Annotated in this window: 13 protein-coding genes and 1 pseudogene; 4 read left to right on the forward strand and 10 right to left on the reverse strand. The window is 61.0% G+C overall.

The features are described from left to right. Window positions 1–23: 23 nt before the first annotated feature. The 4 genes and pseudogenes from ACA049_RS22710 to ACA049_RS22725 all read right to left on the reverse strand — a co-directional run bounded on the left by ACA049_RS22710 (window position 24) and on the right by ACA049_RS22725 (window position 4435). Complete coding sequence (locus ACA049_RS22710) at window positions 24–905, reverse strand: methyl-accepting chemotaxis protein (RefSeq protein WP_497336948.1); 882 nt, start codon at window positions 903–905, stop codon at window positions 24–26. After that, window positions 885–1988, reverse strand: a pseudogene (locus ACA049_RS22715) (HAMP domain-containing protein); the annotation flags it as partial. The gene ACA049_RS22710 and the pseudogene ACA049_RS22715, both read right to left, overlap by 21 nt. Window positions 1989–2096: 108 nt before the next feature. Next, the gene (locus tag ACA049_RS22720) at window positions 2097–3488 is read right to left on the reverse strand and encodes an aminotransferase-like domain-containing protein (protein ID WP_497330007.1); all 1392 of its coding nucleotides are present in this window, start codon (window positions 3486–3488) and stop codon (window positions 2097–2099) included. A gap of 185 nt (window positions 3489–3673) precedes the next feature. Next, complete coding sequence (locus tag ACA049_RS22725; protein WP_461991780.1) at window positions 3674–4435, reverse strand: SDR family oxidoreductase; 762 nt, start codon at window positions 4433–4435, stop codon at window positions 3674–3676. A 236-nt stretch (window positions 4436–4671) separates the two neighbouring features. Here ACA049_RS22725 and ACA049_RS22730 point away from each other — a divergent pair, with 236 nt between their 5' ends. Beyond that, window positions 4672–5676: an NADP-dependent oxidoreductase gene (locus tag ACA049_RS22730; protein ID WP_497330009.1), complete on the forward strand. Its 1005-nt coding sequence runs from the start codon at window positions 4672–4674 to the stop codon at window positions 5674–5676. Between the two features lie 89 nt (window positions 5677–5765). On the opposite strand, the gene pyrF is transcribed toward ACA049_RS22730, so the two are convergent. Continuing rightward, window positions 5766–6464, reverse strand: a complete 699-nt coding sequence (gene pyrF, locus ACA049_RS22735; protein WP_027924005.1) for an orotidine-5'-phosphate decarboxylase — start codon at window positions 6462–6464, stop codon at window positions 5766–5768. A gap of 293 nt (window positions 6465–6757) precedes the next feature. On the opposite strand from pyrF, the gene ACA049_RS22740 reads away from it, so the two are divergent. From ACA049_RS22740 to xopAW, 3 genes are all read left to right on the forward strand, one after another. Beyond that, window positions 6758–7516 carry a response regulator gene (locus ACA049_RS22740; protein WP_077749216.1) on the forward strand — a complete coding sequence of 253 codons (759 nt, stop codon included), beginning with the start codon at window positions 6758–6760 and terminating at the stop codon, window positions 7514–7516. After that, the gene (locus ACA049_RS22745; protein WP_497330011.1) at window positions 7516–8565 is read left to right on the forward strand and encodes a sensor histidine kinase; all 1050 of its coding nucleotides are present in this window, start codon (window positions 7516–7518) and stop codon (window positions 8563–8565) included. Before ACA049_RS22740 ends, ACA049_RS22745 begins: the two co-directional genes overlap by 1 nt. Before the next feature lie 233 nt (window positions 8566–8798). Further along, a complete protein-coding gene (xopAW, locus tag ACA049_RS22750; RefSeq protein WP_497330013.1) occupies window positions 8799–9647 on the forward strand; it encodes a XopAW family type III secretion system calcium-binding effector in 849 nt (282 codons plus the stop codon). A gap of 125 nt (window positions 9648–9772) precedes the next feature. Here the strand turns inward: xopAW and ACA049_RS22755 are convergent, their stop codons facing one another. The 5 genes from ACA049_RS22755 to ACA049_RS22775 form a co-directional block, all read right to left on the reverse strand. Next, on the reverse strand, window positions 9773–10828 hold the full coding sequence (locus tag ACA049_RS22755; protein ID WP_497330015.1) for an AI-2E family transporter: 1056 nt from the start codon (window positions 10826–10828) through the stop codon (window positions 9773–9775). Between the two features lie 68 nt (window positions 10829–10896). Beyond that, entirely contained in the window at window positions 10897–11703 is an 807-nt protein-coding gene (locus ACA049_RS22760; protein ID WP_497330017.1) for a DUF4892 domain-containing protein, read from the reverse strand. Between the two features lie 8 nt (window positions 11704–11711). Further along, window positions 11712–12371, reverse strand: coding sequence for a glutathione S-transferase family protein (locus ACA049_RS22765; RefSeq protein ID WP_438661991.1), 660 nt, complete (start codon window positions 12369–12371; stop codon window positions 11712–11714). A 50-nt stretch (window positions 12372–12421) separates the two neighbouring features. Next, window positions 12422–13276, reverse strand: a complete 855-nt coding sequence (locus ACA049_RS22770; RefSeq protein ID WP_497330019.1) for an alpha/beta hydrolase — start codon at window positions 13274–13276, stop codon at window positions 12422–12424. Then, window positions 13273–14079, reverse strand: a complete 807-nt coding sequence (locus ACA049_RS22775; protein ID WP_497330021.1) for an alpha/beta fold hydrolase — start codon at window positions 14077–14079, stop codon at window positions 13273–13275. The genes ACA049_RS22770 and ACA049_RS22775 overlap by 4 nt, the downstream gene beginning before the upstream one ends. Between the last annotated feature and the right edge of the window lie 197 nt (window positions 14080–14276).

Genomic DNA, 14276 nt, shown 5'->3' on the forward strand with positions numbered 1-14276 from the left:
CTACAGTAGCTGTGGGTAGCAGATCAGAGCCGAAAGTGCCCGACCATCCCCTTCAACTCAACCCCCAACTGCGCCAGCTCAATACTCGACGCCGCATTCCCCTGCATCGCCAACGAAGACTGATCCGCACTCGCACGGATACTCGTCACACTGCGATTAATCTCCTCGGCCACCGAACTCTGCTCCTCCGCTGCCGCCGCAATCTGCTGGTTCATCTGCTGAATCAACGACACCGCCGCCGCAATACTCCCCAGCGCACTCTCAGTCTGCAACGCATCACTCACCGCCAGCTTCACCAACTCACCACTGTTCTGAATCTGCTGCACCGACGACTGCGCTGCCGAGCGCAAGGCACTCACCAGACGCTCAATCTCCTCGGTCGATTGCTGAGTACGCTTGGCCAGCGCCCGAACCTCATCCGCCACAACCGCAAAACCCCTGCCCTGCTCGCCAGCCCGTGCCGCCTCGATGGCCGCATTCAGCGCCAACAGATTGGTTTGCTCGGCGACGCTCTTGATCACACTCAACACCGTGCCGATGTTCTGGATTTCCGCACTCAAGCTCTCGATGCTCGAACTGGCCGACGTCGCCGAGTCCGCCAACTGCTCGATCCGCGCCATGCTCTGACGCACCACCTGCTGACCACTTTCAACCTTACCGTCCGCGGTTTGCGCCGCCTGAGCGGCTTCCTCCGCGTTACGCGCAACATCGTGCACCGTTGCCGTCATCTGATTCATCGCCGTAGCGACCTGCTCGGTTTCTTCCTTCTGGCTGCTGACCTCCAGGTTGGTCTGCTCGGTCACCGCCGACAACGAATGCGCCGAACTCGCCAATTGCTCGATGCCGGCCTGCAAACCGCTGACGATAGTGCTCAACCCCGCTCCCATCTGTTGCATGGCCTGCATCAACTGGCCGATCTCGTCACGGCGCGTCACTTCAACCGTCGCACTCAAATCACCCGCAGCAATCTGCTGCGCAACACGGATCACACTGCGCAGCGGTGCCACGATCAACCGGGTAATCACCCACGCCGCAATCAACCCGACCAGCAACGCCAGCGCTGAAGAGCCGATGATCAGCATCGAGTTCTTTTTCAACTCGGCCTGCATCGACTGGTCTTCGGCTACATAGGCCTGATCGACACGCTCCACCACTTGCGCAGCACGCTGGTGCAACTGCTCGTAGACGGTTTTTTCCTGGGCCAGCAGACCGGTGTACTCGGCCAGTTTCTCGCTGAAACTGTTGATGTGACCCGCCACTTCATTGAGAACGGTCTGATAGCCCTCATCCTTGACCGTGGTTTTCAACTGCTCGGCCTGAACCTGCGCCTGATCAGCCTGCTCGATCTTGCCCTGTCCAGCGCTGTCATCGCCCTTGCGGCTCTGGTCCAGACGCATACGCGCTTCGTTCATGGCCTGCAACATCAGCCGTGAAACCTGGCTGACCTGATTGGCTTGCTCGATGAACTGCCCACCGTCCTTGCCTTCGGATTCCTTCAAGGTATAGGCGCCGTCATCGGCAAGTCCCGCTTGCAGGACATCAAGGTTATTGGCCACGCTGGACACCGACCAACTGGCCATTTCCAGGGCCAGGTCCTTGGCCTGGCTCAGCGAGACGAACTCGTCGAACGCCTTGCGATAAGCCCCCAGGGACTGCTCGACGTCATTCATCACCGGCACGTTGGCCGCTGACTCAGCCTTGAGCTGCGTCGCCAGGGCGATCAGGCCGTCCACGCCCTCGTGCAGGGCATCGACGGTTTTCGGGTTGCCGTGCAGGGCGTACTCCTGCTCAAGCAGTCGCACCTTGAGCAAACCGCTGTTGAGCGACGACATCTGCTTGAGCCCGTCGAAGCGATGACTGATGGTTTGCAGGGACCAAACGCCGATGGCTGCCACCAGGGCCGTCAGCAGCAGCACCAATACAAACCCGACACCCATTTTTTTTGCCATACCGAGGTTGGCAAAACGTCCTTGCACGGCCGAAATCATTGCACTTAGTCCCCTGACATAGTCTGTTGACGCAGATTCGCAATGGGCATACGCCAGCACAAGTCTCTGGCGTCGGAATAATGGCAAAAAGCTACGCTCACGTCGTTTTCAGAACGTTTTAGGTCGATTCGCAGCGGTTGCCTGAAAAAAAGCCCGTGCACGAGGATCGCAGGCATAAGCCACGTTGATGCGCTGCCAGTCACTGGCCTGTCCCCCTGGACTGAAGGCCGTGGCAGAAGACAGCAGCACACCGAAGCGCCGGGCCTGTTTGCGCACCTGAGCGTAGTCGGACATGCGCGATCGCGCCCAGATGAACAGGCCGCCGGCCGGCTTGCCGAAAACCTCCCATTCGGCGTCTTCGAGCACTTGCAGCGCTGCCTCCCTGTCCATGTTCAAACGCTGGCGCTGACGCTGGACCAATTTGCGGTACGCGCCGCTGGCCAACAGGCAAGCCAGCACCGACTCGCAGAACCTTGAGGCGCCCATGCTGCTGATCATCTTGACCTCGGCCAGTCGCGATATAACCCCTTCATTGGCCACGACGAAGCCGACACGCAATGAACTGCTGAGGGTTTTCGAGTAGCTGCCGACGTAGATCACGTTGTCATCGATACCCAACGCAGCGAGGCGAGTACCGGGGCCGCCGTGCAAATCCGCATAGACGTCATCTTCAACCACCAGCACGCCATGGGTTTTGGTCAGATGCAAAACCTCTTGCGCCACTGCGGGCGTCAGGCAGCTGCCCGTCGGGTTGTGATAAAAGCTGTTGATGAACAACGCGCGGGGCCTGTGTTTCACCAATAGGGCTTCAAGTTGCGCCGTATCGGGCCCTCGCGGGGTGCGCGACACCTCGATCATCGTCACGCCGTGCAATCTGAGCAGGTCAAACAATAGTGGATACCCCGGGCTTTCCACCACCACGCAATCACCCGGTTTGAGCAAGGTGCGCACGATCAGGTCGAGCCCCTGACTGGCACCTGCAGTGGTCAGGATACGATTTTCGTCCACCTCGATACCGAGCTGTCCAAGGCGTTTGAGAAACTGCAGGCGCAAGGCAGGCAAACCCCGTGACGTGCTGTAGTTGAACAAACCGGCCATGTCGGTGCGGCTGACCTGACGAATCGCGTAGCTCAGGTCGTCCGTTTCGCGCCAGCTTTCGGGCAACCCACCACAGCCCAGCTTGAGTTCGCCCGAGAGCCCGCCCTGCTGCACTTCCGCCCCTTCGAACCAAGGGCAATCCTGCTGTTCCGAAACGGCCACCGCCGGCGTGGCGACAATGAAACCGGCGCCATGCCGCGAGGCCAGAATGCCTTGAGTCACCAGCCGCTCACAGGCTTCGACGACGCTGGATTGACTGAGCAGATTGACCCGCGCGATGTGCCGCGCAGAAGGTAAACGCGTTCCTGGCAGCACCTCGCTCTGACGGAGCCAGACGGCCAACGCGTCGACGATTTGCTGCACGACCGGCACCAATGCCTGTCGATCGATTCTCAATTCCATGAGCAAGCAAACTCCTGTCCATTTGCGGGAAACAGTTAATCACAGGTCTGCTGGATCGGATGTGCGACAACGCCGCCAAAACCCTCGGTTCTAACCCTTTGAAACACAATGTTCGCCGCTTTCACGGAACCATGAAAAAGCCCGCATGGATGCGGGCTTTTTCCTACGCTGCAAAACCTTGTTTGTCAGAACGCCGTGACACCACCGTCCACGGCCAGGGAGTGACCCGTGGTGAATGCCGCACCATCGCTGCACAGGTACAACACCGCGCTGGCGATTTCCTCGACCTTGCCGATGCGGCCGACCGGGTGCATGGCGTTAGCAAACTCGCCCTTCTTCGGGTCCGCTTCATAGGCACGACGGAACATGTCGGTGTCGATCACCGCCGGGCAGACCGCGTTCACACGAATCTTCTTCTTGGCGTATTCGATCGCCGCGGACTTGGTCAGACCGATCACCGCGTGTTTGGAAGCCGCATAGATGCTCATCTTCGGCGCCGCACCGAGACCCGCCACGGAAGCGGTGTTGACGATCGCGCCGCCGCCCTGGGCCAGCAGCAACGGCAACTGGTACTTCATGCACAGCCAGACGCCTTTGACGTTGACGCCCATGATCGCGTCGAACTCATCGATCGTGCCTTCCGCCAGTTTGCCTTTCTCGATTTCGATGCCGGCATTGTTGAAGGCATAGTCCAGACGGCCGTAGGTATTCACCACCTCGTCCATCAGATTTTTTACATCGCTTTCCAGCGTGACGTTGCACCGCACGAAGGTCGCTTCGCCACCCGCCGTACGAATCAGTGCCACAGTGCCTTCGCCCCCGGCCGTGTCCATGTCGGCCACCACCACTTTCAACCCTTCAGCGGCGAATGCCTGGGCGGTCGCGCGGCCGATACCGTTGGCTGCGCCGGTCACCACTGCGACCTGGCCGGAAAACGTCATGCTCATTGTTATGCCCTCAAAGAGAAGAATGCGGGGGATCGCGTGTTCCCAGTCTAGCCACAGGGGCAGGTGACACGGCAGCACTATCAGAAGCCCGGTTGGGCAACCATGAGTTGCAGTGATAGAACGGCGGCACTGACTATCACTGCACTGGATCGACGTGCATTCGCCGCATCAGCCAAACTTGCGGCATCGATCATGAAGGGCTATCAACAAAGCTTCATTCATCTTGAGTGCCTGTCATGACTTCCCAGACCAATCGCCAGTTCCTGCTCGCCAAACGTCCGGTGGGCGCGGCTACCCGCGAGACCTTTACCTATCAAGAAGTGCCAGTCGGCGAACCGGCTGCGGGTCAGATCCTGGTCAAAAACGAATACCTGTCCCTGGACCCGGCCATGCGTGGCTGGATGAACGAGGGCAAATCCTACATTCCGCCGGTCGGTATCGGCGAAGTCATGCGCGCATTGGGTGTAGGCAAAGTCATTGCCTCGAACAATCCCGGCTTCGCGGTTGGGGATTACGTCAACGGGGCCTTGGGCGTGCAGGATTACTTCCTCGGCGAACCGCGAGGTTTCTACAAGGTCGATCCGACACTGGCACCGCTGCCGCGTTACCTGTCCGCGCTGGGCATGACCGGGATGACCGCCTACTTCGCGCTGCTCGATGTCGGCGCACCGAAGGAAGGTGACACCGTGGTGCTGTCGGGTGCGGCCGGTGCAGTCGGCAGCATTGCCGGGCAGATCGCCAAGATCAAAGGCTGCCGCGTGATCGGCATTGCGGGCGGCGCAGACAAGTGCAAATTCCTGATCGACGAACTGGGGTTTGATGGCGCCATCGACTACAAGAACGAAGACGTGCATGCCGGCCTCAAGCGTGAATGCCCGAAAGGTGTCGATGTGTATTTCGATAACGTCGGCGGCGATATTCTAGACGCGGTGCTGGGTCGCCTGGCCATGAAAGCGCGTGTGGTGATCTGCGGCGCGATCAGCCAGTACAACAACAAAGAAGCGGTCAAAGGCCCGGCCAACTACCTGTCGTTACTGGTCAACCGCGCACGGATGGAAGGCTTCGTGGTGATGGATTACGCCGCGCAGTTCGCCGCCGCCGGGCAGGAAATGGCCGGCTGGATGGCCAAGGGGCAGCTCAAGAGCAAGGAAGACATTGTTGAAGGGCTGGAGACGTTCCCGGAGACGCTGATGAAGTTGTTCAGCGGCGAGAATTTCGGGAAGTTGGTTCTGAAGGTTTAAAAGCTTCGCGGGCAAGCCTCGCTCCTACAGGTACGGTGGTGCCCTTGTAGGAGCGAGGCTTGCCCGCGAATGGTTTGAGCAGTCGCCGCTTAAGCCAGTTCGGCGACTACGGCAGCCAACGCCTTGGCCGGATCCGCCGCCTGGCTGATCGGGCGACCAATCACCAGGTAATCGGAACCGGCATCCAGCGCCTGACGCGGGGTCAGGATACGGCGCTGATCGTCCTGGGCGCTGCCCGCCGGGCGGATCCCCGGGGTCACCAGTTGCAGCGACGGGTGCGCCGATTTCAGGGCCTGGGCTTCCAGGGCCGAGCACACCAGACCGTCCATTCCGGCTTTTTCCGCCAGTGCAGCCAAGCGCAGCACCTGCTCCTGCGGCTCGATGTCCAGGCCGATACCAGCCAGATCTTCACGCTCCATACTGGTCAGCACGGTCACGCCGATCAACAGCGGTTTGGGGCCGGTACGCTGATCGAGCACTTCGCGGCAGGCAGCCATCATGCGCAGACCGCCGGAGCAATGCACATTGACCATCCACACGCCCATTTCCGCCGCAGCCTTTACCGCCATGGCGGTGGTGTTCGGGATGTCGTGGAACTTGAGGTCCAGGAACACTTCGAAACCCTTGTCACGCAGGGTGCCGACGATTTCCGAGGCGCAGCTGGTGAACAGTTCCTTGCCTACTTTGACCCGGCACAGCTTCGGATCCAACTGGTCGGCCAGCTTCAGTGCGGCGTCACGGGTGGGGAAATCCAGGGCGACGATGATAGGAGTCTGGCAGACGGACATGTGCGGGCTCTCAGGCAGGACGAAATCGGCGCGCATTGTAGCGGAACCAGCGCCACTGCGGGACCCGATGATCGGTAAATCGTCCCGAAGACTCAAGCAAGCCTAGCCCCTGCACCGATTGTGTCGAGTTCGATACACACACGACACGCCCACAACATCCTTGCTCACTACCCTCGGCAGCCGCAACACGTCCTTACAGCACTTCCAGCCTGCGGGCTGGACGCCTATGCTGGAACCACAACCTCGCAGCCCATCTTTGTGGTTGGCAGCCTACCTGGCAGATGAACGCACGCATGCACAGCACCCCAGCACCTCTGAACGACGATCAAAAAGCACCCGCTGACGACAAACGCTGGAGCATTCGCGCCCTGATCGTCGACGATGACGTCCCGATCCGCGAACTGATGATCGACTATCTGGCCCGCTTCAACATTCACGCCAGCGGCGTCACCGATGGCGCCGCCATGCGCCTGGCGCTGCAAGCGGAGCATTTCGACGTGGTGGTGCTCGACCTGATGCTGCCCGGCGAAGACGGGTTGTCGCTGTGCCGATGGCTGCGGGCCGAGTCGGACATTCCGATCCTGATGCTCACCGCCCGCTGCGAACCGACCGACCGGATCATCGGCCTGGAACTGGGCGCCGACGACTACATGGCCAAGCCCTTCGAACCGCGAGAACTGGTCGCGCGGATTCAGACCATTCTGCGTCGAGTGCGCGACGATCGTACCGAACAGCGTGCGAATATTCGCTTCGACAACTGGCGCCTGAACAGCGTGCTGCGCCAATTGATCGCCGCCGATGGCCTGGTGGTGCCGCTGTCCAACGCCGAATTCCGCCTGCTCTGGGTGTTCATCGAACGTCCGCGTCGGGTGCTCAGCCGCGAACAACTGCTGGACGCCGCCCGTGGTCGTTCGATTGAAGCGTTTGATCGCAGCATCGACCTGCTGGTCTCGCGCCTGCGCCAGAAGCTCGGCGATGACCCGAAAGCCCCGCAGTTGATCAAGACCGTTCGCGGTGAGGGTTACCTGTTCGACGCGAGAGACATCGGCTGATGCGGGCGCGCTTCGATACGCTGTTCGGCCGCCTGTTTGGCGTGCTGCTGCTGGCGATCATCCTCGCGCACCTGTTGGCGTTTGCCTGGTTTCATCATTACGGCCCCCCGCCGCCACCGCCGCCACCGGAGTTTTCCGAAGGCATGGATGGACAGCGTCCACCGATGGACCCGCGCTTCGAAAACCGGCCACCGCGGCCATGGTTTGGCGGACCGTTAGTGCCGCTGACGTTCCAGTTTGTCTCGCTGATCATCGCCGCCTGGTACGGCGCCAAACTGCTCAGCCGGCCGATCCAGCGCTTGAGTGACGCCGCCGAGCGCTTGAGCGAAAACCTCGACAGTCCGCCGCTGGGTGAGTCCGGCCCACGGGAAGCGCGGCAGGCGGCCCACACCTTTAACCTGATGCAGAAACGCATTATCGAACAGGTGCAGCAGCGCTCGCGGATGCTCGGCGCGGTGTCCCACGACCTGCGCACACCGCTCTCTCGCCTCAAACTGCGGCTGGAGCAGATCGAGGACGACAAGCTGCAGGGCCAGATGCGCCAGGACCTGGACGACATGATCAGCATGCTCGACGCCACCCTCACCTATTTGCACGAACAGCGCACCAGCGAAGCCGGGCAATGGATGGATGTGCAGGCGCTGGTGGAATCCTTGAGTGAAAACGCCCAGGACCAGGGCGCCGACGTCCAGGCCAGCGGCCACTGCACGCCGCTGCAAGTGCAGCCGATGGCCTTGCGCTCGTGCATCAATAATCTGCTGGATAACGCCCTGCGCTATGCCGGGCATGCGCGGATCACCCTCGAAGACAACCGCGAGCAACTGGTGATCCGAGTCATCGACCACGGTCCGGGTATTGCGGCGGACAAACGTGAAGCGGTGTTCGAGCCGTTCTTTCGGCTGGAGGGTTCGCGCAACCGCAACTCGGGCGGCGTCGGCCTGGGCATGACCATTGCTCGCGAAGCGGCGGAACGGCTGGGTGGGCAGTTGAGCTTGGAAGAAACCCCCGGCGGCGGCCTGACCGCCGTCATCCGCCTGCCCCGCACCTGAACCACCCCCAAATCCATTGTGGGAGCGGGCTTGCTCGCGAAGAGGGTGTGTCAGTCAATATCAATGTCGACTGACACTCCCTCTTCGCGAGCAAGCCCGCTCCCACAAGATCCGAATCTGGCCGGGGACTTGTGTGCCACTCGGTACAAACCTCACACACCCACGACACCTTGCCCCTTGACGCTGCATAAGCCGGTGCACCCGCCGGTTTTCCATTCCAGGGAGTGAGTCCAATGATTGGTAGCGTCAGCAATTACACGAGCTATACCAGCACCAGCAGCACCTCAACCAACAGTGCCCGCAGTCAGCAATTCCAGAAAGAGCTGTTCGCCAAACTCGACAGCAACAGCGACGGCGCGGTGGATCAGGACGAGCTCAAAAGCGCCCTGTCGCAGAAAACCGACGACGGTCTTCTGGTTAGCCTGAGCAAGAACTTTGGCGATCTGGACAGTGACGACAGCGGCAGCCTGAGTAGCGAAGAAATGGCCGCGATGGCGCCCCCTCCGCCACCGCCACATGACCAGGCTCCGAACACTGAACTGGCCGACGCACTGATCAGCGCCCTGGACGCCGACGGTGACGGCGCCATCAGCAGCGACGAATTGAGCAACGGTCTGAGCAACGCTGGCAGCAGTGCCGACAGCACAGAAATCTTCTCGGCGCTGGACAAGAACCAGGACGGCACCGTCAGCAAGGACGAACTCGCCGCCAGCCTCGCCCCGCCGCCACCGCCACCACAGCAGGTGTCCAGCGAAGAATTGTTCAGCCAGCTCGATACGGACAGCGATGGCAGCGTAACCGCCACCGAATTGAGCAGCGCGTTGCAGGCAAACAGCACCTCATCAACCAGCACCGACAACAGCGCCGCGCTGCTCAAGGTGCTGGACAGCGACAGCAGTGGCGGGGTCAGCAGCGATGAACTGAAAGCGGCGTTGCAAGCGGGTCGAGAGAAAACCAGCGACAGCTCCACCGCTCAGTTCAACGTCAATGAAGCGCTGAACAAAATGATCGCCAACCTGAGCAAGCAGTATTCGCTTGATAACGTGGCGAGCGTGGGCAAGTACCTGAACGTATCGACCTGAGTCAAAAGCTTCGCGGGCAAGCCTCGCTCCTACAGGTTCGACGTCGTGCACGGACGGTGCGTCCGACATATGACCTGTAGGAGCGAGGCTTGCCCGCGAAGAGGCCCTCAGCCCCACCGAAAATCTTAGGGCCGGCGATCTTCTACCCGCGCATGACTCTTGCTCCAGTCCGTCAACAGACTGTATGCAACCGCCAGCAACGTCGGCCCGATAAACAGCCCGATAAACCCAAACGCAATCAACCCGCCAAACACGCCCAACAACACAATCACCAACGGTAAATTCCCGCCCCGGCTGATCAGATACGGCTTGAGCACGTTGTCGACGCCGCTGATGATGAACGTGCCCCAGCACCCGAGGAACACTGCCATCCCGTACTCGCCTTTCCAGGCCAGCCACGCGGTGGCCGGAATCCACACCAACGGTGGCCCCATCGGAATCAGGCTGAGCATGAAGGTCACGATGCCCAGCACCAGCGCCCCGGGCACCCCGGCAATCAGGAACCCGATCAACGCGAGGACCGCCTGCGCCGCCGCCGTGCCGATCACCCCGTTCACCACTCGCTGCACAGTCCCGGCCACGAGTTCGATGTAGTAACCGGCGCGATCACCAATCAGCCGCTGCAGCAGGCCATGGACAAACGCCGCCAACCGTGGCCCGTCGCGGTAGAAAAAGAACACGAAGACAATGCTCAACGTCAGCTCGAGAATGCCGCCGCCGATCTGCGCGCTGCGTGCCAGCAACCAGTTGCCGACCTGGCCCAGATAAGGTTTGATCGCCACCATCATCGCGGCGCCTTGCTGATCGATGCTGTTCCAGATCACCACCAACCGCTCGCCCACCAAGGGAACACCGCCCAGCCAGGTCGGCGCTTCCGGCAAACCATCCATCTGCACATCCTTGATGAGCGCCGTGGCGTCCCGCACGTGGTCCGCCAGGTTGAACCCGAGCCAGACCAGCGGCACCGCCACCAGCAACATCCAGCCCACCGTCAGCACCAGCGCGGCCAGGGATTCGCGGCCATTGAGCCAGCGGGTCAACAACCGCATCAGCGGCCAACTGGCAAACGCCAGCACCGCGCCCCAGAACAAGGCCGACCAGAACGGCGCCATCACCCAGAGGCTCGCGCCAAACAGCACCAGGAGCAGGATCTGCACCAACAGCCGATCGTTATTGAGCATGTAGGTTCTCGAAAAAATCAGTCAACAAAGAACAGGCGAACGCGCCAGCCGCGTTCACCTGATGAAGCTTATCGCAACAGTTCGATGTGCAGGCCAGGGCTTTCGGTGCTGCCGGCTTCCATTCGCGCCGCCCGCACGCCCTGCCCGATCAGCGCCTGGCGCCAGGCTTCGGCATTCGGCCCGGAAACACTGACCCGCAAGGTTGTGTCGAGGTTCAACCCGCGAGAAAGCAAACGCAACCAGGCGGCATCCGGATCGGCATTCAATGTGGGGAAATCGAGTTCACCGGTACTTTTCAGCTCTCGCAGCAAGGTCGCGGACGTCGGCAGCAAATCACCCAGCGGCGCTGCTGCGTCGAACTGTTCGACGTGCAGGTAGGCTTTGCGATTACCGCGAGTGATGCTGTAAAGCGCGACGAGCGTGTTGTCCTTTGGCGCCGCCAGGCGCAGCAGCAAATACGCCTGCTGATCATCGGCGCCATAGAGCTTGGCGTTGGTGAACACTTCATTGGCCCACAGGCTGCTTTCGCCGCAATCGCGCGCCTGGCACCAGAACAGCAACTCGGCGCCCTGCTTCTGCAACGCTTCACGGGCGGCAGTGAACGCCTCTGTGGAAGAATGCTCCGGCGGTAGTTCGTAGGTCACCGAGGTGGTTTGCCCGCGCGCGCTGACTTGACCATCGAAGCGCAACTGGCCGCTGATTTTACGGATCGAGCCCAATGGGTAGATTCGCTCAAGCTCGGCGCTCGGGCGATAGTCGACGATCTGCGCATCGGCCAGACGCGGCACGATCGGCAAGTCCTGACTGCCCGGGACATCGGCGGCAAACAACAAGGGACTGAAACAACACAGCGCCAGCACACTGAATGAACGCATGGATAGACTCATCGGATCAGCATGGCCTGGGCACCCTTGACGACACTGGCATCATCGATGCGCTCGGGCACCAGCAAACCGCGCTGGACCGCCGGACGTGCCTCCATGGTCGCCATCCAGCGCTGCAAGGCCGGCAAACCTTCGACCTCGACACCGGACCACTCATGGCCACGCACCCACGGATAGGTGGCGATGTCGGCAATGCTGTACTCGCCCGCCAGAAACTCCACGGCTTGCAGGCGCGTGTCGAGTACTTCATAGAGGCGACGGGTTTCATGCTGATAGCGGTCGATGGCGCCCTGGAGCTTTTCCGGAAAGTAGCGGAAAAACACGTTGGCCTGGCCCTGCATCGGCCCGATCCCACCCATCTGGAACATCAGCCATTGCAGGACGACCGAGCGCCCTTTCGGGTCCTTGGGCAGCAGTTTGCCGCTCAGTTCAGCGAGGTAAATCAGGATGGCGCCGGATTCGAATACGGCGAAATCGCCATTGGCGCGGTCGACAATCGCCGGAATCCGGCCATTGGGATTGATCTTGAGGAAGTCCGGTGACTTCTGTTCCTTTTTGTCGAAACTCAAGGCGTGCACCGTGTAGGGCAGGCCGAGTTCCTCGAGCACGATAGAGACCTTGTGGCCATTCGGGGTCGCAGCGGTGTAGAGATCTATCATGGTTGTCTCCCATTTCAACCCGCCCAGCCTCGACAGTTGCCCGGCGCAAGTCAAGGAACGGCGAAGAACCTATTGAAACAGTCTGCGACAAGGTCGGCGCCGGGTTCGTCATTCAGGTGCAAATGATGGCCGCCGGGCAGCTGTTCACGGCTAAAGGGTAGACGCTCCAGCAATTCGGGATGTTTGGCGAGCATGCCGTCAGCGGCAACCACCAACAACGCAGGACAAGTGACTCGCTGGACGAAGGCCATCGCCTGCTCGGTGGTCAGACGCAGCGGCGATGGCAGCGTAAGGCGGTTGTCGGTGCGCCAGGTGTAACCGCCCGGCACCGGCATCAAACCCCGTTGGGCCAACAGCTCGGCGGCTTCGCGACTGACCGCCACCAAACCTTTCATGCGGGCCTCGATGGCACGGTCGAGGGTGTTGTAGACCGGTTTGCGTTTTTCCCGCAAATCCAGCTGCGCTTGCAGGGCCATGCCCATGCGTTCGGCGGCATTTTCGCCTTTGTCTGTAGGAGGAATGATGCCGTCGATCAACGCCAGGTGCGTGACGCGTTCCGGCATCGACCCGGCGATGATCAACGAAGCGATCGCCCCCATGGAGTGCCCCATCAGTGCAAAACGCTTCAGCCCCAACTGCTCGGCAACTTGCAGCACGTCGTGGGCGTAGTCCCACATCGCGTAGCCGGCACCGGTCGGGCGGTGCCCGGAATGACCGTGACCGGCCATGTCCAGGGCGATGATGCGCAGGCCTTTGAGCTTTGGCGCCAGCCGGGCGAAGCTGTTGGCGTTGTCCAGCCAGCCGTGCAAGGCGATCACCGGCAAGCCGTCTTCGGGGCCGAACAAATGCGCGGCCAGTTCGATGTGCGGCAGGCTCAGGCGAACTTCTTCGACGACGTGGCTCATGCGCAATCCTGCTGGCGACGACCTTCCCAGCGGCTGAACAGGTTTTTCAGCAGCGTGGCGGTGTCTTGCGGACGTTCGAGGGGAAACATGTGGCCACCGGGCATGGTCAGGGACTCACCCAACGGCATGCGCCCGACGGAGCTTGCGTGATGCCGCATCACCACCCGGCTCTTGTGCCCGCGCACCACCGCCAGTGGCACTTTCAACTGCCGTGCCTGGCCTGGGCTGGTGTGCGGGACGCCACGGTAGATGCTGATTTCCGTGGCCGGGTCGAAACGCAGGCGCAGCTTGTCGCCGACTTTTTGCAAACCGTGTTGCAGGTAAGCGTCGAAGCATTCCGGATCGAAGCTGCGAAACAGAGTTTTACCCGCGAAATACAGGCGCGCCGCTTCCAGGTCGGCAAACTCTTCCCGGCGCCCCAGCGTGCGGCCAGCGGGGGTCAGACGGTCGATGAAACCAAAGCGCTTGGCGGCACGGATGACCCATTGATCGGCACGGGTCAGCACTGGCGAATCGAGCATCACCACGCCGCGATACAGTTCAGGGCAACGTAACGCCGCGTGCAGGTGCAGCACGCCGCCGAAGGAATGGCCGACGCCCCAGACCGGTTCCGGTTGTTGTTCCAGGTGATGGATCAGCTCATCCACCAGGTTGCGCCAATTGTCGTCCGCCGGAAAACGCGGATCGTGGGCGTGCTGTTCCAGATGCGTCACCTGATACTCGGGCGCCAGCGCCGCGAACAACTTGCCGTAGGTGCCCGAAGGAAACCCATTGGCGTGGGCGAAAAATATCTGTTGCGACATACCGGTCGATCCATCAACGAAAACAAAGGGTGATTGTCCGCAAGACGACGTCCTGCGGCAATGACCATAACTGCCAGGAATGGTGGTAGGAGATGTCGCCAAGATCAAAAGATCGCAGCCTCGTTGCACTCGACAGCTCCTACAGAGGAATGTGAAAACCCTGTAGGAGCTGTCGAGTGCAACGAGGCTGCGATCTC

The sequence above is a fragment of the Pseudomonas sp. LBUM1662 genome, assembly GCF_059695915.1.

What these genes read in the sequence shown, in the direction of transcription:
- ACA049_RS22740 (WP_077749216.1), top strand. Translation starts at nt 6,758, where the DNA reads ATGCACAGCACCCCAGCACCTCTGAACGACGATCAAAAAGCACCCGCT.
- ACA049_RS22760 (WP_497330017.1), bottom strand. Translation starts at nt 11,703, where the DNA reads ATGCGTTCATTCAGTGTGCTGGCGCTGTGTTGTTTCAGTCCCTTGTTG.
- pyrF (WP_027924005.1), bottom strand. Translation starts at nt 6,464, where the DNA reads ATGTCCGTCTGCCAGACTCCTATCATCGTCGCCCTGGATTTCCCCACC.
- xopAW (WP_497330013.1), top strand. Translation starts at nt 8,799, where the DNA reads ATGATTGGTAGCGTCAGCAATTACACGAGCTATACCAGCACCAGCAGC.
- ACA049_RS22770 (WP_497330019.1), bottom strand. Translation starts at nt 13,276, where the DNA reads ATGAGCCACGTCGTCGAAGAAGTTCGCCTGAGCCTGCCGCACATCGAA.
- ACA049_RS22745 (WP_497330011.1), top strand. Translation starts at nt 7,516, where the DNA reads ATGCGGGCGCGCTTCGATACGCTGTTCGGCCGCCTGTTTGGCGTGCTG.
- ACA049_RS22730 (WP_497330009.1), top strand. Translation starts at nt 4,672, where the DNA reads ATGACTTCCCAGACCAATCGCCAGTTCCTGCTCGCCAAACGTCCGGTG.
- ACA049_RS22710 (WP_497336948.1), bottom strand. Translation starts at nt 905, where the DNA reads ATGCAGGCCATGCAACAGATGGGAGCGGGGTTGAGCACTATCGTCAGC.
- ACA049_RS22720 (WP_497330007.1), bottom strand. Translation starts at nt 3,488, where the DNA reads ATGGAATTGAGAATCGATCGACAGGCATTGGTGCCGGTCGTGCAGCAA.
- ACA049_RS22725 (WP_461991780.1), bottom strand. Translation starts at nt 4,435, where the DNA reads ATGAGCATGACGTTTTCCGGCCAGGTCGCAGTGGTGACCGGCGCAGCC.
- ACA049_RS22765 (WP_438661991.1), bottom strand. Translation starts at nt 12,371, where the DNA reads ATGATAGATCTCTACACCGCTGCGACCCCGAATGGCCACAAGGTCTCT.
- ACA049_RS22775 (WP_497330021.1), bottom strand. Translation starts at nt 14,079, where the DNA reads ATGTCGCAACAGATATTTTTCGCCCACGCCAATGGGTTTCCTTCGGGC.
- ACA049_RS22755 (WP_497330015.1), bottom strand. Translation starts at nt 10,828, where the DNA reads ATGCTCAATAACGATCGGCTGTTGGTGCAGATCCTGCTCCTGGTGCTG.